The following is a 26,504-nucleotide window of genomic DNA, read 5'->3' as shown; positions in this document are numbered from 1 at the left end:
GGGGTGAACTTTGGATGAATGGTTTAAAAATACCCAAACGTATGACGACAGCGCTAGTCAATTCACTGACAGCCGGTGTGGTTCCGCGTATCGGACTAGAGCATATAGCCGTTGGCCGCAGGCCAGAGATTGAAGCGATATTGAGAGATATGGATAATATTGCGGAGGGTGGAGCTGCTTTTAAGCTGATTACCGGCAAATTCGGTAGCGGCAAAAGCTTTCTTTTGCAGATGATCCGTAATTATGCGATGGATCGGGATTTTGTAGTAGCCGATGCGGATCTATCCCCTGAACGAAGATTAGTGGGAACGAAAGGACAAGGTCTTGCTACATATAGAGAGCTGATGAGTCATTTGTCTACCCGGACGCGTCCAGATGGAGGCGCTCTGGAGATTATTTTGCAAAAATGGATCATTACGCTTCAGCAGTCTGTGATGCAAGAGAATGAATATGGCCCTGATCACCCCCAGCTTGGAGACGAGGTAGAGAAACGAATCTATGCTGTAGCCTCCGAAATGCGCGGTTTGGTCCATGGATTTGATTTTGCCAAAGTGCTGGCTTCTTATTGGAATGCCCATAAGCTCGCTGACGATGAATTGAAGCAGGATTCCCTTCGCTGGCTAAGAGGTGAATTCGCTACTCGAACGGAAGCACGAAAAGCACTTGGTGTTGGCGTGATTATTGATGATGATAATTGGTATGATTATATGAAGCTGTGGGCGGAATTCACTTCTGCTATCGGTTATAAGGGACTGCTGCTGTTCATAGACGAAGGCGTCAACCTCTACAAAATCACGAACAGTATCTCACGTCAGAGTAACTATGAAAAGCTGCTTACGATGTTCAACGATACGATGCAGGGCAAGGCAGAAAGCCTAGGGATTTTTATAGGGGGGACTCCGCAATTTGTGGAGGATGGACGGCGTGGATTATTTAGTTATGAAGCGCTGCGTTCAAGATTAGTTGCAGGAAGATACGGCGCAGCAGGTCTGAACAATTATACTGGGCCTATTATTGCACTGGACATGCTCTCACACGAAGAAATTCTGATCCTTTTGCAAAAGCTTAGAGATATTCATGCCCTTCATTATGGTTACGAAGCACGGTTAACACAGGAACAATTGGTTCATTTTATGGAAGAAGCTGTGGGCAGATTAGGGGCAGACGAGCTCCTGACACCGCGTGAAGTGGTGCGTGATTTCATGGATCTACTTCACACCTTACACCAGCATCCGGAGATCTCTTTCGAGAAGTTAGTGGGCGAACGAACCTCTAAACCTGCTGATACTGAACAAAATGAGTTAGATGGATTCCTCGCGGAGTTTGAATTATGAGTGATAATCCGTTTTATAGGCTGGCTCCCTTTATTAAAGAGTTTATCTATAAGAACCGTTGGGAAACTTTGCGTGAGGCGCAGGTGGATGCCTGTCGTGTGCTGTTTGATACGCCGCATCACTTACTGATTGCTTCGGGTACAGCTTCAGGTAAGACAGAGGCGGCTTTTTTTCCAGCGCTTACTGAGCTGTATGAACGTCCTTCCGGTTCGGTTGGTATTCTGTATATCGCTCCGCTGAAAGCATTGATTAACGATCAATTTACACGGCTGAACGATTTGCTCCGTGAAGGCAATATTCCGGTGTGGCACTGGCATGGGGATGTTCCGCAAGCCGATAAGACGAAACTGGTGCAGAATCCTTCCGGCGTGCTACAGATTACCCCTGAATCGCTTGAAGGACTATTGATGAACCGTCCGAATGCTATCCCGGCGCTGTTCCATGATCTCCGTTATATTGTCATTGACGAGGTGCATGCCTTTATGGGTGCTGATCGGGGGATTCAGGTTATGAGTCAGCTGGCGAGAATCTCACGAATGGCGGGATGTCATCCGCGTAGAATCGGTCTATCGGCTACGCTTAGTGACTATGCTTCGGTGACGGAGTGGCTGGCGGCAGGGACGCGGGAGAGCGTAGAGGTGTCCGCTCCACAGGGCGGGCGTAAGCTCCGTTTAAGTGTGGAGCATTTCTCTTTCCCGGATGCACGGGATGAAGTGCAGGCGGAGCATTTAGAACGCGCGAAGCAGTCTTATTACGATTTCATTTATGATCATACGCATCTTAAGAAAGCGTTGATCTTCACGAATAGCCGCTCGGATGCGGAGACGGCAACCCTTGAGCTGCGGAGAACGGCCGCGAAGCGTGGGGAACGGGATGTTTTTCACGTTCACCATGGCAGCATCTCCGCGATGCTCCGCGAAGAGACGGAAGCCGCGCTGCGGCAAGGCTCCGGTCCTGCAGTTGCGGCAGCGACATTGACGCTGGAGCTGGGCATTGATCTAGGAGAGCTGGAGCGGGTGCTCCAGGTCGGCGCTCCTTATAGCTGCGCAAGCTTTGTGCAGCGACTCGGCCGCTCGGGCAGGCGTGGTGACGCCGCATCCGAGATGATCTTTGTCACGCCCGAGGAAGAGGATGAGGAAGCACAGCTTCCGGCACGGATGCCTTGGACGCTGCTTCGAGCGATAGCGGTTATTGAGCTATATGTGCGCGAGAAGTGGGTTGAACCACTGGTGGTGCGCCAGCTGCCAGTCGGGCTGTTATACCATCAGACGATGAGCATATTGAAGAGTATGGGGGAGGCGGAGCCGGGGGATTTAAAGGAGGCTGTACTAAGCTTACCTTCCTTCAATAGCATTGATCCTGCCGACTACGATACCTTCATGATTTATATGCTGGGTATGGGACAAATCGAGAAGATGGATGAAGGCAGCTTGATTATTGGGATGGCGGGGGAGAAGATCGTGAATAACTTCCGCTTCTACGCAGTCTTCAAAGACGATGAAGAGCATGTTGTCTATAACGGGACTGAAGAGATCGGTTCGATTACAACAGTACCACCACCAGGTTACTGTTTTACTCTGGCAGGGAAGCTCTGGAAGGTAGAAGAGGTCGATAATCGCCATAAAGCTGTTTATGTAAAAACCTCACGCGGTAAAGTGGATACGTTGTGGCTTGGAGCGGGCGGGGATGTGCATACACGAATTATGACCAAAATACGTGAAGTGTTAGGCGCAACATCCTTGTATCCGTATCTTGCACCGAGTGCGGCTGCGCGGCTTGAACGAGCTCGTCGTTTAGCGAAGGAAAGTGGAATGCTTGAACGTTCCGTTATGCCGGCAGGTGGAGATTCGATGTTTATCTTACCGTGGGCGGGTAGTCGGCAATTCCGCACACTAGAGCGCCTTCTTAAGAACAATTTGAAGAGCTCACAGGGACTTCGATCTATCGTGCCGATGGAACCTTATTATATGGTGGTTGCAGGCAAAACAGATGCAGAAACGCTGGAAGCGGAGATCATCGCTGAGAGTATGGCTGCCGCTGATCCTTTAACATTGTTATCTCCAGATGAAGCACCCTACCTCGGAAAGTATGACGAGTTCATCCCGCATGAGCTGTTGCGCAAAGCTTTTTCTTTAGATGGATTAGATGTTCCGGGGTTGCTTGAAGTGCTAAAACAATGGCGGCAACCACAGTAACTATTTTAAATATTTTTAATCGAGACGCCCGCTTATGCGGGCGTCTCTTTATGTTCGGACGCACAGCAACGTGTATCTCCTTGCGCCGATATAGACTTTCCTCCTATTCCATAAGTTGTATAAAAACAGGGCAGGCAGAGAATAGTATCTAGAAGATTCCTATTAAAGGATGATAACGATGTGGTCTAAAATAGTCTCTTATATTCCAGATTGGACAGTTTTTATGCAGGCAGCCATCACGCTGCTCTTTCCCATAGGGTTATATTACCTTTACAAGCATTTGTATTTTTATGTTGGAAGCGGACGTTCCAAGGAGTCAGGAGCTGACTCTCAGGAGGAACATAAGAAGGCAGACAATGAGGGAGTAAAACAGCAGCAGGGTGCGTCTACAGTGTTTACGCAAGATTATGATGCCGACCTAGCGGCGATAAGAACGGCCTTGGGGGGGAATAGTGATGTGCATTTTCGTGAATTTTCAGTCAAAGGTATTCAGGCACGTGCCGCATTGGTCTATGTGGAGGGCATGCAGGATGAAGAGCTAATCAATCAACAGGTGTTGCAAAATCTGATGTTTGCCGGTGAAATGCAAGCTTCGGAAGGAATATACACCTATATGAAACAGACTATGCTCCCGCTGGCTCAGCTTAGTGATGCTAGAGATTTGGACCATCTGCAGGAGTCTGTCCTGTTTGGATACACTGCACTGATTGTCGAAGGCATGCGTGAGATGCTTCTGGTGGGCTTTCCACATGGAGCAGTGCGCGCAATAACTGAGCCAACCTCGGAAGCTTTACTGCGGGGACCCCGGATTGGCTTTACCGAAGTGCTCAGTGAGAATACCTCTATGCTACGGCGCCAAGGTCTTAATATGAATCTGGAAATGAAAATGGTTGAAGTGGGTAGCGAAATCAAGAAGAGTCTAGTTATCGCTTATATGAAAAACATTGTAAATCCTGATCTGCTACAGGAAGTGAATGAACGGATCTCCAAAATTGATATGGATTTCATTCTGGAATCTGGCTATGTGGAGCAGTTAATCGAGGATGATTATTTAAGTCCGTTTCAGCAAACACAGAATACGGAAAGACCCGATCGAGTGATTGCCTCTTTATTAGAGGGGAGAATTGCAATTTTGCTGGACGGCACACCGTTTGCACTCATTGTTCCAGTGACGTTCAGTATGCTTTTACAGTCTCCCGAGGATTACTATGAGCGCTGGTTTCCAGGTACCCTTTTAAGGGTGTTACGGTTTTGCGCATCATTTCTGGCTCTGTTAGCCCCTGCGCTTTATATTTCCTTTATCTCCTTTCATCCGGGACTAATTCCTACTCAGCTGGCCATTTCCATAATTGAAGCACGCCAAGGTGTACCCTTTCCTGCTTTAATTGAAGTACTGATTCTGGAGATTTCCATTGAAATCTTACGTGAAGCTGGAATTCGTCTGCCGAAGCCCATAGGTCCGGCAATGGGAATTGTCGGAGGTCTGATCATTGGAGATGCCGCGGTACAGGCCGGTATTGTAAGTCCATTTCTAGTAATTGTCGTTGCAGTGACAGCGATCTCTTCGTTTTCCATACCGATGTACAGTGCCGGCATTACCCTCCGGATCTTACGATTCGCAGGCATGTTATTTGCAGCGGTCCTGGGCATGTACGGAACCATCCTGTTCTTCCTGCTGATTTGCAGTCATCTGACTCGCCTTTCAAGCTTCGGGGTGCCTTACATCACACCTATCTCGCCCTTTCGGGTAAGTGACTGGAAGGATTTGTTTATCCGTGCACCCTTATCCATTATGAAGCGAAGACCGGAGATGCTGAAGACCCAGAAGAAAAATCGCAAATCCTAGAGAATGTATTCTTGCAGGAGCAGGGGGGAGACCACAGTGTTCAAACGTACGGATGACAAGATCACAACCTCGCAAGCTGCCATAGTATTGACCAATTCAATGCTGGGTGCCGGAATTTTGACCTTGCCAAGAGATCTTGTCAAGGCTGTACAGACTCCTGATGCCTGGGTTTCTGTGGTGCTGGGTGGTATTGTCGTGTTTATAGTGATAATGGTTATGGTGAAGCTTAGCCAGCAATTTCCAGGTAAAACTGTCTTTCAGTATTCTAAAAAAATTGTTGGAAATCTTCCAGGTGGTGTACTGAGTTCTTTGTTGATTCTGTACTTTATTGTGATTGCGGGCTTCGAAATCCGAGTACTGGCGGAAGTAACGTTGTTCTTTCTTCTGGAAGGGACTCCAATTTGGGCGATTGTGATGCCGTTCATCTGGGTTGGCACCTATTTGGTGTATGGGGGGATTAATTCCATTGCCCGTGTGTTTCAAATTGTGTTTCCGATCAGTATCTTTATTCTGATTATTTGTTTTATCTTAAGCTCCAGAATATTTGATATTCATCATTTACGCCCTTTTATGAGTGAAGGCCTGATGCCGGTCATTCGGGGGATGAAGTCGGGCATCCTGATCTTTACTGGATGTGAGGTTGTTATGATCATGACGGCCTTTATGGAGCATCCGCAGGAAGCGGTTAAAGGGATGATGGTCGGATTCTGTATCCCGTTGGTACTGTATTTGGTAACTGTTGTGATGGTTATTGGAGGTCTGTCCATCAATTCAGTAATCACCAGTACCTGGCCTACGATAGATTTGGTACGAAGCTTGGAAATTTCAGGATTCTTTTTTGAACGATTTGAATTTCCTTTGTTAGTCATATGGCTGATGCAGATGTTCTGCAATTTTTGCAGTTTTTTCTTTAATGCGTCACTTGGAATTTCGCAAGTGTTTAATCTGAAGATCCATCCGGTTATGTTCGCCTTAATGCCTGTAATTTTCATCTGCACGATGATTCCTCAACGAATCAACGATGTCTTCAGTCTTGGTGAATCGATTGGCTATATGGGTGTGCTGATTTTTATGTTGTTGCCACTGTTATTGTCGATCGTATTACTGATCAGGAAGAAAGGACTCAAGCAGAATGTTTAGACAGAGGGTAATACACTTACTAATAATATTCATGATTCTGCTTACGCAGCCTGGTTGTTGGAGCAGTAAAGAGATTGAAGACCTGAGTGTTATTACGGGATTGGCGCTTGATAAGGGGGAACCTAGAACGCTCGAACGGGAATTTGAGGAGCGTGGAGGGAGCTACCCAAAGCATAATAAACTTACGGCAACCGTACAAATTGTGCCTGAAAGAACAATCGGGAACTCCGGTAAAGAAGGCGAAAAAACCAAAACCCATTTTTACAATATTTCAGAAACAGGGGATTCTCTGCTTGAAATATTCCGTCAGTTCTCCATTCGCAAGAACCGTCCGATTATAGGCCATCACCTTAAGGTTATCGTCATATCAGAGGATCTAGTGCAAAAGGCGAAGATCAGACAGTTAATGGATTTTGTACTCCGAGATAACGATATCCGTCCCAGTTGTCTCATATTTCTTAGCCAGGGGCTCGCGTCCGATTCGCTTATGACGACTGAGGAGGAGATTCCTTCCTTCCGGCTGGTGGAGATGGTCCGTAACAATTTCAGAACCAGTAAAGTTATGAAGGGCATAACGCTATCGAATCTAGATGCGCTTATGTACTCCAAGCAAAGCTTTGTGTTGCAGAACGTTATAGAGGCACATGGTGAGATCAAATTTTCCGGAGCCGGTATAATCAAGGGAGATACAGGACATTGGATCGGAAATCTCGACCAAAATGACGTGGAGAGTATTGCCTGGATCAAGGGGGATATAAGAGGAGGGAGTCTCAAAGCATATGATCAGTCGAACGAGTCGATTACTTATGAGATTAAATCCGTTAAGAGTAAGATTACGCTGAAAGAGACCGATGATAAGAAGATATCATTTCATGTTGCAATTGAGTCCACTGGACGCCTAATAGAGGATTGGAATGTTGATGCGCATTCCTCGGATGTTGATTATTTCAAAGAACTAGAGAAGATATTCGAAGAAAAACTAACCCAACAAATCAATGCTCTTATCAACAAAATGCAATCCACTTACAAAGTGGATGTAGCAGGATTCGGAGATTGGTTCAGCATTAAAAAGCCTCATGTCTGGAAACAGATTAAGGATCATTGGGACGAGGAGTTTACTCGGATTCCAGTGACCTTTGATCTAAAGCTTAAGATTACCGATTTTGGTACAACTTCTGATTGAACGAATTTCCAGACAGAATATCGAAAATATTGTTAATCGAAGCACCCCAATTAGCGGGTGTTTCGTTATGTTCGGACATATATTGTATTTTTCTAGAAAAAACAAACCATATATCTTAAATTTGACACCTTGTTGAAAGCGCTTAACAGTACAATAATAAGCCTATAACGAAAATAGGGGGCGTCAAACAATGGTCAGCAAAAAAATGAAGGCAACTTCAGCAATTGTGTTATCAGCAGCTTTGGTTTTAAGTATGGCAGCGTGTGGAAATTCAAACAACAACGAGAGTAAAGGCGCTACAGAGTCGAAAGGGAATACAGCTACGAATGCTCCAGATGCCGGAACTACAAAAACCGAAAGCGGTAAGAAGGTCACGATTACTTTTCAAAATATCTACCCGGATCCAGCAACACCTTCTTATAAGATGCTTCATGAATTAGTTGACCAATATGAAAAAGAAAACCCTAACATTCACATCGAACTGGATACTTTAAATACGGACCAGCAAAAGGTCAAATTGAAAACACAAGCCGCTTCCAAAGAAATTCCTGATATTACGATTGTTAACCCGGCTGCACAAATGAAACCTTTCGTTGATGCTAAGCTGTTTGCTCCTCTGAATGACATGCTGGATCAAAATGGACTGAAAGACACTTATCAATCCGGTCTACTTGATTACTACAGCTTCGATGGTAATGTTTATGCGCTGCCAGATGGTAATAACATCGAGGTAGTCTACTATAATAAAGAACTCTTCGAGCAAGCGGGCATCGCAGACACTCCTAAAACATTCGATGAATTACTCCAAGATGTAAAAACCTTGAAAGCAAAAGGCATTACGCCAATCGCGATCGGTGAAAAAGATTCCTGGACGGGTTCATTCTTGTTCATGAATATCCTGCTTCGCACCAATGGAGGACCTGGTTTCCTTCAAGACGTACTTGATGGCAAAAAAACATTTGAAGATCCTGCTTTCGTAGAAGCTGTAGATCGTTTCCAAGACCTCGTGCAAGCAGGTGCATTCCCAGATGGAGCAACTTCCATCGATGCTAATGCAGGTGGTAATATCTTCAAATCCGGTAAAGCTGCTATGTGGGTTATCGGTTCATGGGAAACAGGTGCAATTGACGCTTCCTCAGTCGCTGGTAAAGCTGGAGCCTTCCAATTCCCAAGCGTTAATGGTAAAGGGGATCCAAATGAATTCATGCTCGCACCAGGTAGCGCCTTTGCGATTTCTGCGAACAGTGAGCATTTACAAGAAACGAAAGATTTCTTGAATTTCTTTACACTGAATCTTCCTAAAAAACAATTTGAACTTAAAAATGCTGTAGGGATTGGTCAAAAAGTGGATGGGGACCTGAAAGGCGCAGGATATTCTGATCTGGCGATCAACATTTCAGGATTGTTCAATCAGGTTAAAGGTGGCGACTTGGCCTTTGACAACACCATGAACCCAGCTACGGCACAAGTCCATCTAAGCAGTATCCAAAATCTTTTTGTTCAAAAAGTGGATTCCGCTCAAGTAGCTAAAGAACATCAAACCGCATTTGAAGCTAATAAATAAGAAGGTTTTGAAAACGCGATGCGAGGGTGCTTAAACGCTTCTTCGCATCGTGTTTACATTCTAGGGGGCGGAAATAATGAAGGTACTAAAGGTTCCAGCGCGCACAATCGCCGTCTTCGTGTTACCTTGCCTGCTTTTGTATGTGTGCTTGGTGTTTGCTCCTATCCTAGTATCCTTTTATACAGGATTGCTGCAATGGGACGGAATTACGACTACGAAAACATTTGCTGGACTTGCTAATTTCAAAGAGATGTTTTTTCATGATCCAGTGTTTTGGCCATCTGTAAAGAGAACGTTACTCTATGCTGTGGCTTCCATGGTGGAAATTCCATTTTGTTTGTTGATGGCTATCCTTCTAAATCGGTACGTGAGAAAAGGAAACACTTTAGTTTCTATTTACTTTACGCCGGTTATTTTGTCGGTGGTTATCATTGGTCAGCTCTGGAAAACGATCTATGACCCTGTCTCCATGGGCGGGATGTTGAATGGCGTCCTGATCTCTCTTGGGCTGGATAGCTGGACTCACAATTGGATCACAGAACCTAAAATTGCGATGTTTGCGCTTTATGCAGTATCTCTTTGGCAATATTTTGGCTACCATTTGCTGATTCAATATACCGGTGTTCAGAATATTCCGGATGAGCTGTATGAAGCGGCAAAGATTGATGGGGCTGACGGATTCAAAGCCGATCGATATATTACTTTTCCGCTGATTATTCCAATCTTTAAAATATCTATCGTACTCGCCTTTATAGGGTCTTTGCAGGCTTTTGATCTCGTTATGGTCATGACAGCCGGTGGACCTGCTCATGCTACAGATGTTATTTCTACACATATGTACAACAGTTCATTCTTATCCTTTAAATATGGATATGGTAGTGCTATCGCTTCGTTCTTGGTCATACTGTGCCTTGTGTTTACTGCTAGCATTAATACTATCTTTAATAAGCTTGAGAAAAAATTCAGTTAGCAAAGGAGTGCGCGATCATGCGGAATGTCAAGCATAAACGCCCAAAGCGTCCTTACAAGGACGGTAAGCGTTTAAGCGAGAAATATAAGAATAATGTATTCCGTGAAACTAATACGTTCTTATATTTTAAAAAAGGACTCGTGTATCTTCTCTTTGCGATTCCTGTCGTTACCCAGCTATATCCTCTTCTATGGCTAATGCTCTATTCCTTGAAGACCAATGAAGAGATTTTGGGAGGAAGTTTTTTCTCATTTCCTAAAGTATTTCAGTGGCATAACTATAGCGAGGCTTATAAGTCCGGTAGCTATTTAAAGTATTTATCTAACAGTGTAGTGGTTACCGGTGTAACGATGATCTTCGTCATCCTGCTTAGCTCGATGGTAGCTTACGCGATCTCACGGTTCCGTTGGCGTTACGGCAACTTGGTCATGACGATCTTCTTAATGGGGATGATGATTCCCATGCAGGCCACCTTGCTTCCGCTGATGATCATTTTCAAAAATATGCATATTCTGAATACACACTTATCGCTCATATTGCCTTATGTAGCTTTTTCAACCCCAATAGCGGTGTTCATATTAAGTGGCTTTATGAAGAGTATTCCGCATGAAATTGAAGAATCAGCCTTTATTGATGGGGCGAGCGTATATCGGATCTTCCGCACGATCATTCTTCCTGTATCTGTACCACCTGTAATGACTGTATGTATTCTAACGTTCATCAACATTTGGAATGAGTATATCTTAGCGGCCACCTTCATTTCCTCCGAGAAATTGAAGACCTTGCCCTTTGGTGTGTACACATTCGTTAGTCAGTATTCTGTAAACTATGGGAATATCGGTGCATTTCTAGTAATGGGTGCGTTACCCGTCATTTTAATCTATTTCTTCTTATCCAATCAGATTACAAAAGGAATGGTGGCGGGCGCAGTAAAAGGATAAATCTATATTGCAAATTACAATAATGGAATTATAATGAAGAAGCAGCAGGACAGATGAGTTTGAGGAGGGAAGCCTTTTTGAGAAACAGCTTTCATTCCATCCACCATCGATTGTTTTTGCTGTTTCTTTTTTGCATGTCTAGCATTCTATTAATTGTGAGTCTGCTCTATTACAACCGGACAACCGTACAGTTTCATGAGAAAATAAGTGATTTGTCGCAGAAGAATGTCGCTCAGACAGCGGATCTATTCAGCTTACTGTACAAAGGGTATGATAGTCTCTCTAAATCACTCAGCAATAACTTTGAATTGATACGTTTGATTAATGAGACAAGCACAGAGCCCGCGGTAGCTTACATCAATGAACAAACGATTACCAATATTTTAGGAGCTATATTTTATTCTCGGGATGATCTCGTAGGTATTCATGTCATTACAGATAAAGGTAAGATCTATAATTACGGAAACTATATGAATGTGGTTGATCCCGAATATATGAAGGAAGATTGGTACCATCAGCTGCAAGCTTCCTCCGGTAAAATGGTCTGGCTCGGCGTCTATGAACATTCTCTTATCGATCAAGTGGAGGATAGTCCTGTGTTTGCCTTCGGACGTCAGATTTACGATCTCAATGAACACAAACCGATTGGCATTGTTCTGTACGAGACGAATCCGAAGCCTGTTCTGGATGCGCTGGATAATGTGAAGCTGGGTGAGCATAGCCAGGTGTATTTAATGTCGCAGGATGGACGATTCGTATCCTCTGCCGAAGATCAGGAACCTGATTTAACTCAGCTCCCGTCTTTACAGAACTCCCAGAATGTTGTGGTCGAACAGACAGCCAATCGTCTGCTTGTCGCTTCTAAACTGTCCTTCTCTGGTTGGTGGGTGCTTAGTATCACTCCTAATCGCGACCTAAATGTAGAGTTGGTAGAGATGAAACGTTATCTGTTCATTGTATTTTCGATTCTTGTTCTCGTCTCTACTTTGATAGCGTCTATTGTTTCACGAACGATTTCTTTGCCGCTTAAAAAGGTGATTCGAGAGATGAAGCAAGTGGAGATCGGTAATTTTCGGGGAATGGTGAATGTTTCATCTTATCAAGAGATTAATATTCTTGTTGCTTCGTTTAATCGGATGGTTCGCCGAATCGAAGAACTAATCGAGCGGGTAAAACTTTCTTCCGTCAGTGAGAAGAATGCTGAGCTTCATGCCTTACAATCTCAAGTGAACCCACATTTTCTATACAATACTCTGGATATGATTTATTGGATGCTGGATGAGGAAGGGAATGAGCAACTGGGTGAACTTGTTCTCTCGCTATCTTCGATGTTCCGGTACAGCAGTTATTGGGAAGTTGACGTAGAAGTCACGTTACGAGAAGAACTGGAACAAATCGGGCACTATCTAAATATTATTTCTATTCGGCTGGAAGGTCGTCTACGGATTGAGATAAATATAGATGAACGATGGCTTGAGGTTCGCCTTCCCAAGATGACTGTACAACCGGTCATTGAAAATGCTGTAAAACATGGCTTGGAATCGCTCGATCGTCAAGGTATTTTGAAGGTGAGTATACTTGAAGAAACTGGATTGCTGAACATCGTCGTTCAAGATAATGGCAAAGGTATGGATGCAGAGAAGCTGAATGCGCTGGTGGAATCCTTGGATCGACCTACAACGAAAGAAAATGGAAAAATGGGGATCGGTCTTCAAAATCTGCATCGGCGGCTCCAGCATATGTTCGGAGAATCTTATGGTCTTGTGATTCGAAGCTTACCTGGAGAAGGAACCGTGGTTGCTATTATGCTGCCGATTCCGCAGGAAGGAGAGCATAGTCGTGAACATTCTCATAGCTGATGATGAACGGGTGATCCGAGAAGGCATTAAGCGCACTATAAGAAGTATCTATCCAGATTATTGTGTACATGTTGCTGCGTCGACAGAAGAAGCTGTCAAGATTATGGAGGAACAGTCCATCCATATCGTCTTAACAGATATTCTTATGCCCGGTATGAATGGTCTAGAGTTCATGAGGATTTCTAAGCGGCGGTATCCTTATGTCAAATGGGTGGTCATCTCTGCACACAGTGAGTTCGCCTATGCGCAGGAGGCAGTTCGTCTTGGAGCGAGAGATTATCTACTTAAGCCGATCGGTAAAAGCAAGCTACTTGAGATTATTAGTAACTTATCGCTAGAAATAGAGCAGGATCATAAGCTTATTAAAGATGAAGACCGATTAAGGTCAAGTCTGAAATATTTAAGAGAAGGTGTATTTCAAAGGCTCGCTTCTGGTTTTAATCTCGGTAATTTAGACATCAGCCAATTAATAGAAGACCATCAATGTTTCTATTTGATTTTGCTACAAATGGAGGCGGGTGATAAAAACATCCGGATAGAACATTTTATTGTAGAGAATGTGTTAACTGAGCTGATAGAGCGTGACGGGAGCGGTTTTGTGGTCAGCTATGACCGCCATAGTCTGCTGGGATTAATCACCTTAAGAGAAGAAGCACGATTAGAATCTTTTCTGGAAGATGGGCGGACCTATTTGAAGCAATATTTAAAAACACCTTTCCAAATGATCCATTCCGGACTTAGCTACGATATAAATACTGTCCCTCAGATCGTAACGAGCTTAAGAGAGGCAGTGAATTCGCAAGTATTGGATTTAACGCCAGCGAAAGGTAGTGGCGAAAAAGCCATCGACATCGCATTGCAGTATGTAAAAGAACACTATTTCGAAGACCTTACTTTGGAAAAGATTGCTTCCGTTGTATTTCTGAATCCGGTCTACTTCAGTCAATTATTTAAACAGAAGACGGGTCAAGGCTATAAAGAATACGTGACATCCTTACGATTAGAGCAAGCCAAGCTGCTGCTAGTGAACTCGAAGCTTAAGGTGGCAGAAATCGCCGAACGTATTGGATATCAGGACATGCGACATTTTACACAGATGTTCCGCAAGCGGTTCCTAGTAACTCCGACGGAGTATCGTCAGCAGCTTAACAATGGAACCTACTGAATTTTTGTTCATAGGAAAGGAAAAAGGATCTCTGCAGCCATTAGGGTGGCTATAGAGATCTTTTTTTTGTGTGTAGATCAGTATGGGTAACTAGAAGCAGCGTATATAAAAATAACGAAAAATAAAATGATTATGGCGTAAAGTAGAGTGCCGACAATCCCGCATACCAGACCCGCAATAGCTAAGCCTCTTCCTTGCTCATACCGAATCCGTATTTCTTTAAGGGACAGGGCAGACAGAATAATCGCTACAATCCCTAACAAAAATCCGATATAAGGAACAATTATGGAAAGTACTCCTAAGACGAAACCAGCAATTGACTTGCCATTCATCGGTGTTGGTGGGGGCGGGGGAGGATAATAGTTTTGATTCTCGTTCGGCCCATAACTCATTCAAATCACCTCCTATCAAGCGTGTTATTGGATGTAGTTAATCCAGTGTTCAAGCTGTACACAAGGAACGAGTCCAATAGATTCAGCTAGTCTAATGGAAGCTTGATTTGTTTCAAGCACATGATAGCGTGGAATAAACCCTCGTTCTAACGTTTCTTGTATGGCGGTTTGGACCACCTTTTTCGCATACCCGTTTCTTTGAGAGGATTCTAAAGTATGTACAGCGCCGATTTCCCAGATGGTTTCTTCATTACGGAACGCTAAGCAGGTACTGACCGGATTGTTGTCTAGGAAAATTGACACGGAAAAAGCCCCGTTTTGAAAATAGTCTTCTATTTCGTCTTTCGTGTAATGATTAGCGGCCCACAGCGGAATTAATCTGTCGTCAACCACATGACTGATAACAACATCTTCGTCCTTCGGAAAGATTTGTCCCGCAGCTGTACTGTATGAGTAGAACCCCCGGACTTTCTCCATTGAAAAATGTGATGATAATGCCTCTTTATAGTTCACGTCTTGCAGTTTAAAAACAATTTTTGCTTGTGGAGGCAACAATTGAAACAGAGCCGGAAATACATCTGGGCTGCTGTAATCCATAAATACGATGTAATCCGCTTGAGGATATACTCTATGATCATATGCGTACGCTGAAGCAGGAAGAAGCAATAAAACACCCCATTGATTACCTTGCTCCACAAGATGAGACTCCATGACTTCATGGAATGAGGTTAGCATTTTTAATAAACTGACATTCTTCAACGGTTCTTTGCGTAATCTGGTCATAATTCGGTCATTCTGGTGCATGTTATTTACTCCCCACTCAATATATTTCAATATAAATTGCACTTTTGCAGATCATTATATTTAGGATAATTATTATATCGCAGAAATACGACAGCTTGACAGTGACTGCTATAATGTATTAGGAAAATAAAGCTTGCTGTTGATGCAGCATACGTAATCGGAGGCACAGAATTTCATGACACAATCTATCACACCCGCTGCAGTTCGTGTAGGAGGAGGCCTAACTAAGCAATTCATTCTTATTTTAGCCATTGCATCAGGATTAAGCGTCGCAAATATGTATTACAATCAGCCCCTTTTGGCCGATATAGGACGAACATTCCATGCATCCTCTAACGCAGTAGGATATGTATCGATGCTTACTCAGATCGGTTATGCGCTTGGGATGTTATTCTTTGTTCCGTTGGGCGACATTCGTGAACGAAGAACACTAATATCCGGACTTCTTATTGCTGTTTCACTGTCACTTGTTGGTTTCGCTACAGCTCAGAACCTTATTTGGATGTATATCGCCAGTTTTGCTATTGGCATAACTACGGTGGTGCCGCAGGTCATCATTCCTCTCTCGGCGGAGCTCGCTTTGCCAGAAGAAAGAGGTAAGGTCATTGGAACCGTAATGAGCGGGCTATTTTTTGGTATTTTGCTGGCAAGAACGATATCCGGAATTATAGGAGATATGTTCGGCTGGAGAGCCATGTACTGGATTGCCGCAGTTATAATGCTATTGTTATCCCTTATCTTATACCAACTAATTCCAAAGACGAAACCAGAAAATAATTCATCCTATACGGATCTACTGAAATCAATGGGGAATTTGATTCGCAGATATTCGACGCTTCGCGAAGCATCACTGATTGGTGCTTGTATGTTTGGTGGCTTCAGCGTGTTCTGGACTTCACTGGCTTTCTTTCTAGAAGGTGAACCTTACCACTATAGTAGCTCTATCACAGGCTTGTTTGGGTTGATCGGTGTAGCAGGTGCTGCGGGTGCTCCATTTATCGGGAGGTTAGCTGATAGGATCGCACCGAAAAAGATAGTAGGTATACTACTATTGCTGACATTGATTGCTTATGGATTCTTCGGTTTAGCTGGATTTACAATTTGGAGCCTGATTGCCGGTGTTATTATCCTGGATCTTGGAGTACAAGGGTCACAGGTTAGTAACCAAACACGAATCTATGCACTTGAGCCGGCGGCGCGCAGCCGAATAAATACGGTGTTTATGGTTAGCACTTTTACAGGTGGAGCTATTGGATCAACACTTGGAAGCTTTGCATGGCAGCATTGGGGCTGGAATGGCGTCTGTCTGATGGGTGGAATGCTAATTGTGGCCGCTATATGCATATGGATAGTCTATAGAGGAATTGAGAAGAAGAAATTCAACGCAGGAGGTGCATGAGCATCGCTCAGAAGACGAAAGTCGTAGAAGTTGTCCCTTATGATCCAGAGTGGAAGGTAGAATTCGATAGAATAAAAGAACAGTTGTTATCTTATGTTGGCGACCTCATTATTACGATAGAGCATGTGGGGAGTACTTCCATTGAAGGGCTCGCTGCTAAACCCATCATAGATCTTGATCTTGTAATGAATAGCTACGATGTACTCCCACAAATCATAGAACGTTTACAACAGCATGGTTATGAACATCAAGGGAACTTGGGAATCGAGGGCAGGGAAGCCTTCAAAAGACGTCAAGCGGACGAATTCATGAAATATCATCTGTATGTATGCCCTAAGGATGGAAAAGGGTATTTGGAGCATATCGCTTTTAGAGACTATCTCCGTTCAAATGCGGAAGCACGTCAAGCATATGCAGAAGTCAAACAGCATTTGGCGGAACAACATCGCTACGATATGGATGCTTACTGTGAAGGAAAGACAGCGTTTGTCACCTCGATTTTATCAAAAGCCATGAAATAACCCATAAGCAATCATATGCCAGATCGAAGATGGCTTCGATATTCACTGGGGGACATACCGCTCCACTTACGGAACTGCTTGGAGAAATATAACGCATCATTGAAACCGACCGAAGAGGATACCTGGTCGATGGTGAGCGTTCCTCCAAGCAGTTCCTTTGCTTTATCCATGCGAACCTTTAACAAATATTGCTTGGGTGACATTCCGATCTTTTGCTTAAAGGCCTTAGAGAGGTGTGCCCTATGATAACCAAGAGAGGATGCCATGTGGTCGATACTGATCTGTTGATGAAATTGGAGAGAGATCCAGCGGATCGCTTGATTGATCTGGCGGTCGATAACATCCGGTAATTGTGCGGATTTAGGGGTGAGCGAACTTATGTTCGCAAGACCGAATTTGTGCACCAGAAGGCGCAGCCACCCAGAAGCCTCCAAGCTTTCCAACCTTGGATAAGCAGACTGCTGAAAGGAAAAACGAATATGCTCATACAAGTTATGTATCTCTACAAGGTTATCTAAGTGTATTAACGGCTTGTCCGGTGTAATCCCCACTTCTTTAAATAGCTGTTGAACGGCTTCCCCTTGCAAGGCCACCCATACATAAGTCCAAGGCTGTTCCATGTCTGCCTGATAGCTGAATAATACCCCTGGGAAAATAACAAAGGTATCTCCTGTACCACATACCTGTGAGTTACTTCCACTCTGAAATATGCCTTTTCCATCTATTACGGTATGTATAAGGTAGTAATCGTGAACGGATGGCCCCATTTTATGTCCAGGAACCGGTTTGCCTTCACCGCTGAACAATACAGTCAGGTCGGGTTCATCTGGAGCAAGATTAAGCCCTGCTGAGAAATGATAATGCTCTGAAGCCATTTGCTTCTGACCTCCTATACATGATTTGAATTACAATTAGATTATAGGACATATCACTAAAATGCAACAAAAATCCATATATGAATTGTATTTCTCCATACTCATTGAGACCGCTCTCATTTATAGTGAATAGTGAAGAGAGAGACGGATATCCTCTGACATTCTAGTGTTTATAAGGGAAATTCATTGAGGTTTTCTGAGTGGCTAGCGATGTCGAGACCGTAGAACTCACTATTTAAGGAGGAATATTTCATATGTCCAAAATTACATTTATCGGAGCGGGTAGTACTGTATTTGCAAAGAATGTTTTAGGAGATTGCATGAGAACTCCAGCCCTTCAAGGCTTTGAGCTTGCCCTATATGATATTGATCTTCAGCGCCTGAAAGATTCCGAGAATATGCTGAGTAATATAAAAGCAAGTAGTGGCAGTACTTGTATCGTGAAATCCTATACGGATCGTAAGGAAGCTTTGCGCGGAGCTAAATATGTGATTAATGCGATTCAGGTCGGGGGTTACGATCCTTGTACCATTACAGACTTTGAAATTCCGAAGAAATATGGCTTGCGTCAAACGATTGCGGACACGGTTGGTATCGGTGGTGTTTTCCGCAACTTACGCACGATTCCTGTCATGCTTGATTTTGCGGCAGATGTGAGAGAGGTTTGTCCAGATGCTCTGTTCATGAATTATACGAATCCAATGGCAGTATTGACCAATGTGATGAACACTTATGGTGGTGTGAATACCGTTGGATTATGTCATAGCGTACAGCATTGTATTCCAGGCTTATTCGAGCATCTGGGAATGGATCAGACGGGTGTACAGGCTAAGATTGCAGGGATTAACCATATGGCTTGGCTACTCGAGGTTACAAAGGACGGAGAGGACTTATATCCGGAAATCAAACGTCGCGCTGCCGATAAGCAGAAAGAGCATCACGGGGATATGGTTCGTTATGAAATGATGCTTAAATTTGGTTACTACATTACGGAGTCTTCAGAACATAACGCAGAGTATCATCCTTATTTTATCAAGCGTAATTATCCTGAGCTCATCGAACGGTTTCAAATTCCACTCGACGAGTACCCACGCCGCTGTGTAGAACAAATTGAACGGTGGCAGCAAATGCGTGAAGAATTAGTAAATAATAAAGAGCTTGTACATGAACGTTCGCATGAATATGCGTCCTACATTATGGAAGCCATCGAAACGAATGTACCTTTCAAAATTGGTGGTAATGTTATGAATACAGGTCTTATCACCAATCTTCCGAAAGAAGCATGTGTAGAAGTTCCGTGCCTTGTAGACCGCAGTGGCGTTACTCCAACCTTCGTGGGAGATCTGCCTCCGCAGTGTGCCGCACTGAATCGTACGAACATTAATACACAATTGTTAACAATCGAAGCAGCGATTACTCATAAGAGAGAGCATATTTATCACGCAGCTATGCTCGATCCGCACACTGCCGCCGAACTGTCGATGGATGACATTACGAATATGTGTGATGAGCTGATCACGGCCCATGGAGACTGGTTGCCCGCGTATAAATAAATTGCATATTTCTAAAATTTTTAAAATCTAAAGCCTGAGAAATCAGGCTTTTTTTGCATATATCTGTCTAGGACAACTGGGGTCCTACGGAATACACATATATGGACACCTAAATGCGGAGGTGAAGCATGATGATCATTGAGAACTATTCCTTAGCATCGTCCACATCCTATGCCACCCCTTATTACGTGATCAGTGGCGGGCTCCCTGGTCCTGTGTTTATGGTGGTGTCCGGCATACACGGAAATGAAACGGCAAGCATTCGTGCGGCGAAAAACATCGTGAATCACTTAAGACAAGGAGAACTATATATTTACCGTGGTACGCTTATTATTGTTCCCCTCATGAATCAAAAAGCTTATCGCAAACGAATTCGGGGCGTGCCCGATTTGAACCGAACGTTTCCGCGTACTCGGAATGGATCTGCCAAACATCCGTTATCCGTAGCCTTGCTTCAATTAGTACGGCGTTATCGCCCCACCTGGTACCTTGATCTCCATGAAGCGAACGGTTTGTCTCAAAGAAATCCGAAACGCCTCGGTCAGTCTATTATTATTAAGCCGGGGAGCCAAGGTACGGTTACGGCAAGACGTCTCATAAAAGACATTAATCGTACAATCGCTAATACTTCTTATCATTTTAATATCCGTTTACGAGAGCGCCCCGGCTCGTCACGTTCAGCCGTCTCCCGTATCATAGGAGCGAAGGCATTTACTGTGGAAACATGCTGGAGTCTTGATCGTGACCTTCGTATTCGCTATCAGATAGACATTGTTAGTCGCTTTTTAAGAAGTGCTGGATTGATGTGATGATGATTATATATGCTGAATGTCAAGCAAGCTGACCCTGAGTTCATAGGAATCGGCTTGTTTTTTGTGGATTTTGAAAGATCATTGACAACAATGAGTATAGTGTATATATTACATATATACATTAAACACACATAAACTAGGAGTGAGGGCACGAGTTCATGAACATATTGATATCCAACACTTCCGGTGAACCCATCTATGCACAGATTGTAAGTCAGATCCGCCAGATGATCCTGCAAGGAGAGTTAGTCTCAGGTACGCCTTTACCTTCTATTCGACTGTTAGCCAAAGAGCTGCAGATTAGCGTAATTACAACAAAAAGAGCTTACGAAGAACTGGAGAGAGAAGGCCTTATCAATTCCATTGTGGGAAAAGGCTCCTTTGTTTCTGGTGCAGATCAGGAGTTTATTCGTGAGCAACGGCTACGGATCATGGAGAATAAGATGAAGGAAATTATTGACGAGAGTAAGCTTTTGGGGATTGATTTTGCTGAGTTCAGTGAGATGTTGAAATTGCTGTATGAGGAGGAGACAGAATGAACGATGTCATTCAATTGAATCAAATATCTAAAAAATATGGCCATTTTAGCCTATGCGAACTTACGTTCGGTATCAAGGGAGGATATATTACGGGGTTAATAGGACCCAATGGGGCAGGGAAAACAACATTAATTAAAATGATGATGGGTATGGTACAACCCGACCAAGGAAGTATCGAGATTTTCGGCAAAGAAAAAACCGTAAAGAATGCAAAGTACAAAGAGCGAATTGGGTATGTTTCCGATGAGAACTACTTTTACGATCAATTAACCATCGATCAGATGAGTAAGATGATTGCTCCCTTTTATAGTCAGTGGGATAAAGAGACTTATAGGAAATACATAGAGATGTTTAAGCTTTCCCCGCGGAAAAAGATTAAAGAACTCTCTAAAGGGATGAAAATGAAGTATTCGCTCGCCATTGCTTTATCACACGGTGCAGATCTGCTCATCATGGACGAACCTACTGCAGGTCTTGATCCCATATTCCGAAGAGAACTGCTTGATCTGCTTATTGAGCATATCCAGGATGAGAAGAAATCTATTCTTTTCTCCACGCATAACACGACTGATTTAGACCGGATAGCGGATTATATTGTTTTTGTGAATGAGGGGAGGCTAGTTTTTAATGAGATGAAAGAATCTCTCCCAAATAAATATATGCTGGTAAAAGGCAACAAGGAGTTGCTTGATCGGGATGTGCGGAAGTGTTTCATTGGGATTAGAGAGACAGCACTTGGTTTTGAGGGGCTTCTTAACAATAATTCTGAGGAGGCGCGGTATTTTAGAGATCAAGCGATATGCGAAATACCTACGCTGGAAGAAATCATGTATTTTACGGTAAAGGGAAACGCTTTGTATGTCTAATCTCTTGCTGTTGATTCGGAAAGACTTTATTCTCCTGGGGAATTTCATTCCTTTATTTCTCTTGAGTATTTTGTTTGTCGCATATGTACAATTGGATAGCTCCAGTATGTTTGCTACATTTCAATCTTTACTATTGCTCGTATACTCCTGTTCAATGGATGCACAGAATAACAACACAAAGTTTGTTTTAGGACTGCCAGTAAGTCGGCAAGAGATGGTCTTGGCTAAATACTTATCACTGATTCCTTATAGTTTCATCGGTTTGGTTTGCTCTTTTGCTTTGTTTCTAATTTCCTTTTCATTTGGATATTCCATTAGCCCAGTGTATTGGATAGGGGTATCTTTAACGTTACTTATGATTCCTGTGACTGCGTCTATTTATCTGCCGATTCATTATTGGCTTGGATACAAAAACTATTACTTCAATATCTTTTTTAATGTAGTTATAACGATAACCACCATAAACGCTGGATCTTCACTCTCACATTCATTAGTTTTCTCAAAAATAACCCATTTAAAGCTGCAAGATCATCTGGTGCAGATAGGTTTGATAGGGATCGTTTATCTATTCATCTTGTACTTCTCATATAAGATTTCACTACGATTGTTTTGCAGGGAAGAGTTATAAGCTAAGGAGGACTTATAGTGTATCATTCATTTTATCTTATTCAAAAAGACTTCATTCTTTTGCGTAAATTTCTGATGTTGCTCATCCCTTTCTTTATTTTTATAGCTTACTCGAACTATCATAGCTTCAGTTTATTTACGGTAATGCCACCCATGCTGTTGTTGATTAGCTCCTGTTCTATGGATACTCAGCAGATGACGCAACGGTTTCTCGTTAATCTCCCTGTGCGGAGACAAGAGCTTGTCCGCGCTAAATACTTCTCAATCCTTCCGTATGCGCTTGTTGGGCTGGCAGCAACTGCTTTTACCTATCTCCTGATTATTATGACAGGTAAAGAGGTGACCCCTCATTTCTGGCAAGAGGTTGGTATTGCGATATCTATTTTCCCGCTCCTCGCTATGCTTTATTTACCGATTCATTACTGGCTAGGGGCTAAAGGAACGCAAGTGGTTAATCTCGTTTTTATGATGATTATAATGGTTGGTCCGAATGTGATTGGTAGCTTGCTTCAATGGTTTCCTGAATTAGAGAACTGGCAGAGCTTTGGTGTGAAGTCTAGCTATATTCCTTATATCATACTAGGACTCGCTTACGTGTTCTTACTCAGCTGTTCTTATCTTATTTCATTGCGGATTTTTGAAAAAAAGGATCTGTGATACTAATAATTTGAGATTTAGATTGAATTCATATACCATTATCACTACAAAGATAAATACTGTAGGGGAAGGGTATACATTCAATGCCTAAAATGATTTATAGTTTTCGTACAAAAATGATTATGCTGCTGATGGCCAGTATGCTAGTATCCGGTGGGATAACCTTTTTAATCTATAAGGCGCTCCAGCGATATTATCACTCTGAGGTGAAGTTTGAGAATCCACTAACCAAAGTTCGCTATGTAATAAGAGATATTGGAGATGTGAATACATTTTTAATTATCTTTATACCACTAGCCATTCTATTTTTCTTCTTATTCACTAAGCCGTATGCAAAATACTTCAAAGAAATATCAAAGGGGATTCATCAACTAGCGTCAGGTGATTTCTCCGAACGAGTAGATATACCCTCCAAAGATGAATTTGGGATGATTGGTCATGATCTCAATCTAGCCATTGAGAATATGCAAGAAGCCATTGAGCGGGGAGACATTGCCGAGAGCAGTAAAGATCAACTCGTGTTGAACCTGGCGCATGATTTGCGTACACCCTTAACCTCGGTTATCGGCTATTTGGATTTTATTTTGAAAGATAATCAATTAACCCCTGAACAGACCAGGCATTACACGACGATTGCTTATACTAAATCTCAACGTTTAGAAAAATTGATTGATGAGCTGTTTGAAATTACAAGAATGAATTACGGCAAGCTTAAGCTTGAGAAATCCTCGATTGATCTCAGTGAGCTTCTCTTACAATTAAATGAAGAATTATATCCAGTCTTTGAGAAAAATGGCCTATCCTCCAGATTGGATATGACACAAGCTCTGATAATTTACGGTGACGGGGAATTGTTAGCACGTGTATTTGAGAACCTTCTTACGAATGCGGCCCGATACGGAAACGATGGTCAATTTATTGATATTCACGGTTACTTGGACGCTAACGAGGTAGTCGTTGAAGTAATCAACTATGGAAATTGTATTGAGCCGGAAGAGCTGCCACGAATTTTTGATATGTTTTACACGGGTGATCGTGCACGAACACATCCAACAGGAAGTACGGGACTTGGCTTATTTATTACTAAAAATATAGTAGAGCAGCATAATGGAACCGTATCTGCGCAAAGCAGTGTGGTGCGGACAATCTTTGAAGTGAGACTCCCGAGAAACAGTAATTGAAGACCATTTCTATATGATGAAGTACCAACCTAAAGAGGATTCGTTGGTGGGTGATATCTAAAAATCGTCCACCTTTGAAATCCTCTTAAAAACATGATATAATTAGCATGCTAATTAATTTGTAAGGTGGTTCGGGGGAACAAGCTGTGATTGAAGATGAGATAAGAGAACTACTGGATAGAATTTCAGCCGAAATGCGTAGAGATTATGCAGCATTGCTTAGAGAATTTAATCTTCATGTGGGCCAAGAACAGTTATTATGCCGGTTATGGAGATCAGATGGAATGACACAGATCCAGTTAAGCGAAAGTCTGAATTGTGAGCCTCCAACTATTACGAATATGGTGAAATCACTTGAGAGTCATGGGTTTGTTGTTCGAAAAAGAGATCCTGAAGATGGCAGAGTAAGCCGAGTGTATCTAACTCCAGCCGGACGTAATCTTTGTGAACCTGTGGAACGTATATGGAATAAGCAATTGGATAAATTATTAACAGGAATTTTACCCGAAGAACGTTTATTATTAAGAAGGCTTATGAAACAGATGGCGGATAATTTATCTTGAATCTGGCATTACTCACCACATCCATTAGCAAGCTAATCAAAACTTAGAAAAGAGGAACATAGATGATTACCAGTTTGACTCGTATTAATGAACTAGCCAGGAAAGAACGTGAAGAAGGTCTGACAAAAAGTGAATGGGTGGAACAGATCGCTTTGCGTGAAGATTATCTACGTGAAATTCGTGGGCAAGTTCGTAACAGTCTATCGGGAGTAACGATTGTAGATCCTGAGGGAAATGATGTTACGCCTGAAAAAATTCGTTTATCGCGTAAAGAAACTTTGAACTAATATTCAGCTAATGAAGTGAATTTACACCTTTAGAATATCGTTGAATGGTCTTATGGGCTAATCAGCGAATATCTAAAGGTGTTTTTTTATGATATCAAATGGACGAAAGTGGAATCATATTTATAAAAGTTATCTTAACGGAAGCTTAATTTGATTTTGTTAGCTGATGCTGAAAGTTAAGGTTCACTTAAACTTGTGTTTCACAGGATCTAAGACTGGATTGTTAGAATGAAATGGACAGAAGAGAAGATATAAATATGTGGGGAGCGGGAATTACATGATGAAAAAGACATTTTTCTTTTTACTGAAAGCAATAGGAGTTATAGTCATAGCCATAGCGCTTTTTCTAGCCATTGTTTTTACTGTTAATGTGATCTGCAACAAAATCGAGAAAGGAAAAATTGAACCCTATGGTCAGCTTGTACCTGTAGATGGAAAAAACATGAACGTCACGATTCATGGAAATGGTGAAGAGACGGTAGTATTATTACCAGGATATGGAACTGCAGCGCCGGGTATTGATTTTAAGCCGCTTGTAGACGAGTTATCTCCATTTTACAAAGTGGTTGTGATTGAGCCATTTGGCTATGGATTAAGTGATATCACCGAAAAAGAACGAAGTACTGAAAATATAGTGAGTGAGTTACATGAAAGTTTACAACAATTAAATATTGACCGTTATATTCTGATGGGACACTCCATATCCGGAATTTATGCTCTAGACTATGTAAACAAATACAAAAACGAAGTTAGTGCATTCGTAGGGATCGACAGCAGTGTTCCGGCACAAGGAGCCGGCGATGAACTTCCAACAGCAGCCTTAAAATCACTTAAACAATCAGGTTTCTACAGATTGCTGGTTAAACTCTCGCCTGATCAAATCATTGCACCCGATGTTGATGCTAAAACGAAAGAGCAAAATAGAATGCTTTCGCTTAAAAACATGATGAATCCAAATATCATCAACGAAGCAGATCATTTCTCAAGCAACTTCAAAGACGCAGAAAACTTAAAGTTCCCTAAAGAACTTCCCGTGATGTTCTTCTTAGTAAAAGATAATTCGGATGTTGAGGGTTGGGCAGCTTTACACGAAGAGCAGATCAAAGATTCCTTACATGGGAAGATGATGATGTTTGAAGGCGATCATTATTTACACCATACCCGATCGAAAGAAATTGTGGAGAACTTCAGAAACTTCATGAGTGAGATAAAATAAGAGTGAATAAGAAAA

Annotated in this window: 25 protein-coding genes; 22 read left to right on the top strand and 3 right to left on the bottom strand. The window is 42.7% G+C overall.

What is annotated here, in order from left to right; genetic code table 11:
* Positions 1–14: 14 nt before the first annotated feature.
* The 10 genes from NST34_RS16785 (at position 15) to NST34_RS16740 (ending at position 14,197) form a co-directional block, all read left to right on the top strand.
* A complete protein-coding gene (locus NST34_RS16785; RefSeq protein ID WP_341128338.1) occupies positions 15–1,334 on the top strand; it encodes an ATP-binding protein in 1,320 nt (439 codons plus the stop codon).
* Positions 1,331–3,529 carry a DEAD/DEAH box helicase gene (locus NST34_RS16780; RefSeq protein ID WP_341128337.1) on the top strand — a complete coding sequence of 733 codons (2,199 nt, stop codon included), beginning with the start codon at positions 1,331–1,333 and terminating at the stop codon, positions 3,527–3,529. Before NST34_RS16785 ends, NST34_RS16780 begins: the two co-directional genes overlap by 4 nt.
* Before the next feature lie 178 nt (positions 3,530–3,707).
* Entirely contained in the window at positions 3,708–5,375 is a 1,668-nt protein-coding gene (locus NST34_RS16775) for a spore germination protein (protein WP_076283627.1), read from the top strand.
* A gap of 36 nt (positions 5,376–5,411) precedes the next feature.
* Complete coding sequence (locus NST34_RS16770; protein ID WP_076283628.1) at positions 5,412–6,515, top strand: GerAB/ArcD/ProY family transporter; 1,104 nt, start codon at positions 5,412–5,414, stop codon at positions 6,513–6,515.
* Positions 6,508–7,698, top strand: coding sequence for a Ger(x)C family spore germination protein (locus tag NST34_RS16765; protein ID WP_076283629.1), 1,191 nt, complete (start codon positions 6,508–6,510; stop codon positions 7,696–7,698). Before NST34_RS16770 ends, NST34_RS16765 begins: the two co-directional genes overlap by 8 nt.
* A 190-nt stretch (positions 7,699–7,888) precedes the next feature.
* Entirely contained in the window at positions 7,889–9,262 is a 1,374-nt protein-coding gene (locus tag NST34_RS16760) for an extracellular solute-binding protein (protein ID WP_341128336.1), read from the top strand.
* Positions 9,263–9,338: 76 nt separating this feature from the next.
* Entirely contained in the window at positions 9,339–10,232 is an 894-nt protein-coding gene (locus NST34_RS16755) for a carbohydrate ABC transporter permease (protein WP_042188566.1), read from the top strand.
* Positions 10,233–10,249: 17 nt separating this feature from the next.
* Positions 10,250–11,173 carry a carbohydrate ABC transporter permease gene (locus NST34_RS16750; RefSeq protein ID WP_256716236.1) on the top strand — a complete coding sequence of 308 codons (924 nt, stop codon included), beginning with the start codon at positions 10,250–10,252 and terminating at the stop codon, positions 11,171–11,173.
* 77 nt (positions 11,174–11,250) lie between these two features.
* Positions 11,251–13,032, top strand: a complete 1,782-nt coding sequence (locus tag NST34_RS16745; protein WP_076283631.1) for a cache domain-containing sensor histidine kinase — start codon at positions 11,251–11,253, stop codon at positions 13,030–13,032.
* Entirely contained in the window at positions 13,013–14,197 is a 1,185-nt protein-coding gene (locus NST34_RS16740) for a response regulator (protein WP_341128335.1), read from the top strand. Before NST34_RS16745 ends, NST34_RS16740 begins: the two co-directional genes overlap by 20 nt.
* A gap of 77 nt (positions 14,198–14,274) precedes the next feature.
* Here the strand turns inward: NST34_RS16740 and NST34_RS16735 are convergent, their stop codons facing one another.
* On the bottom strand, positions 14,275–14,589 hold the full coding sequence (locus tag NST34_RS16735; RefSeq protein WP_341128334.1) for a DUF4190 domain-containing protein: 315 nt from the start codon (positions 14,587–14,589) through the stop codon (positions 14,275–14,277).
* Positions 14,590–14,613: 24 nt separating this feature from the next.
* Complete coding sequence (locus NST34_RS16730) at positions 14,614–15,393, bottom strand: GNAT family N-acetyltransferase (RefSeq protein ID WP_341128333.1); 780 nt, start codon at positions 15,391–15,393, stop codon at positions 14,614–14,616.
* 175 nt (positions 15,394–15,568) lie between these two features.
* Here NST34_RS16730 and NST34_RS16725 point away from each other — a divergent pair, with 175 nt between their 5' ends.
* Both NST34_RS16725 and NST34_RS16720 read left to right on the top strand, forming a co-directional pair.
* On the top strand, positions 15,569–16,792 hold the full coding sequence (locus tag NST34_RS16725; protein ID WP_341128332.1) for an MFS transporter: 1,224 nt from the start codon (positions 15,569–15,571) through the stop codon (positions 16,790–16,792).
* Entirely contained in the window at positions 16,789–17,313 is a 525-nt protein-coding gene (locus NST34_RS16720) for a GrpB family protein (protein WP_445667668.1), read from the top strand. The genes NST34_RS16725 and NST34_RS16720 overlap by 4 nt, the downstream gene beginning before the upstream one ends.
* 11 nt (positions 17,314–17,324) lie before the next feature.
* On the opposite strand, the gene NST34_RS16715 is transcribed toward NST34_RS16720, so the two are convergent.
* Positions 17,325–18,188: an AraC family transcriptional regulator gene (locus tag NST34_RS16715; RefSeq protein ID WP_076283637.1), complete on the bottom strand. Its 864-nt coding sequence runs from the start codon at positions 18,186–18,188 to the stop codon at positions 17,325–17,327.
* Positions 18,189–18,442: 254 nt separating this feature from the next.
* Between NST34_RS16715 and NST34_RS16710 the strand changes: the two genes are divergently transcribed.
* From NST34_RS16710 to NST34_RS16665, 10 genes are all read left to right on the top strand, one after another.
* The gene (locus NST34_RS16710) at positions 18,443–19,741 is read left to right on the top strand and encodes an alpha-glucosidase/alpha-galactosidase (protein ID WP_341128331.1); all 1,299 of its coding nucleotides are present in this window, start codon (positions 18,443–18,445) and stop codon (positions 19,739–19,741) included.
* Between the two features lie 131 nt (positions 19,742–19,872).
* Complete coding sequence (locus NST34_RS16705) at positions 19,873–20,550, top strand: succinylglutamate desuccinylase/aspartoacylase domain-containing protein (RefSeq protein ID WP_341129558.1); 678 nt, start codon at positions 19,873–19,875, stop codon at positions 20,548–20,550.
* 161 nt (positions 20,551–20,711) lie between these two features.
* Positions 20,712–21,092: a GntR family transcriptional regulator gene (locus NST34_RS16700; protein WP_094869071.1), complete on the top strand. Its 381-nt coding sequence runs from the start codon at positions 20,712–20,714 to the stop codon at positions 21,090–21,092.
* A complete protein-coding gene (locus NST34_RS16695; protein WP_341128330.1) occupies positions 21,089–21,958 on the top strand; it encodes an ABC transporter ATP-binding protein in 870 nt (289 codons plus the stop codon). Before NST34_RS16700 ends, NST34_RS16695 begins: the two co-directional genes overlap by 4 nt.
* The gene (locus NST34_RS16690) at positions 21,951–22,586 is read left to right on the top strand and encodes an ABC-2 transporter permease (RefSeq protein ID WP_341128329.1); all 636 of its coding nucleotides are present in this window, start codon (positions 21,951–21,953) and stop codon (positions 22,584–22,586) included. Before NST34_RS16695 ends, NST34_RS16690 begins: the two co-directional genes overlap by 8 nt.
* 17 nt (positions 22,587–22,603) lie before the next feature.
* Positions 22,604–23,242 (top strand): ABC-2 transporter permease, encoded by a 639-nt coding sequence (locus NST34_RS16685; RefSeq protein WP_341128328.1) that lies wholly within the window; start codon positions 22,604–22,606, stop codon positions 23,240–23,242.
* A gap of 83 nt (positions 23,243–23,325) precedes the next feature.
* Positions 23,326–24,423, top strand: coding sequence for a HAMP domain-containing sensor histidine kinase (locus NST34_RS16680; protein ID WP_339264904.1), 1,098 nt, complete (start codon positions 23,326–23,328; stop codon positions 24,421–24,423).
* Positions 24,424–24,569: 146 nt separating this feature from the next.
* Positions 24,570–24,986 carry a MarR family winged helix-turn-helix transcriptional regulator gene (locus NST34_RS16675; RefSeq protein ID WP_339264902.1) on the top strand — a complete coding sequence of 139 codons (417 nt, stop codon included), beginning with the start codon at positions 24,570–24,572 and terminating at the stop codon, positions 24,984–24,986.
* A gap of 62 nt (positions 24,987–25,048) precedes the next feature.
* Positions 25,049–25,273 carry a DUF896 domain-containing protein gene (locus tag NST34_RS16670; protein ID WP_042188496.1) on the top strand — a complete coding sequence of 75 codons (225 nt, stop codon included), beginning with the start codon at positions 25,049–25,051 and terminating at the stop codon, positions 25,271–25,273.
* A 277-nt stretch (positions 25,274–25,550) separates the two neighbouring features.
* Complete coding sequence (locus tag NST34_RS16665) at positions 25,551–26,489, top strand: alpha/beta fold hydrolase (protein ID WP_076283644.1); 939 nt, start codon at positions 25,551–25,553, stop codon at positions 26,487–26,489.
* Positions 26,490–26,504: the final 15 nt, after the last annotated feature.

The sequence above is a fragment of the Paenibacillus sp. FSL H7-0714 genome (assembly GCF_038003765.1).
Taxonomy (GTDB): domain Bacteria; phylum Bacillota; class Bacilli; order Paenibacillales; family Paenibacillaceae; genus Paenibacillus_AQ.
This window is presented reverse-complemented; position numbering and strand designations above follow the sequence as displayed.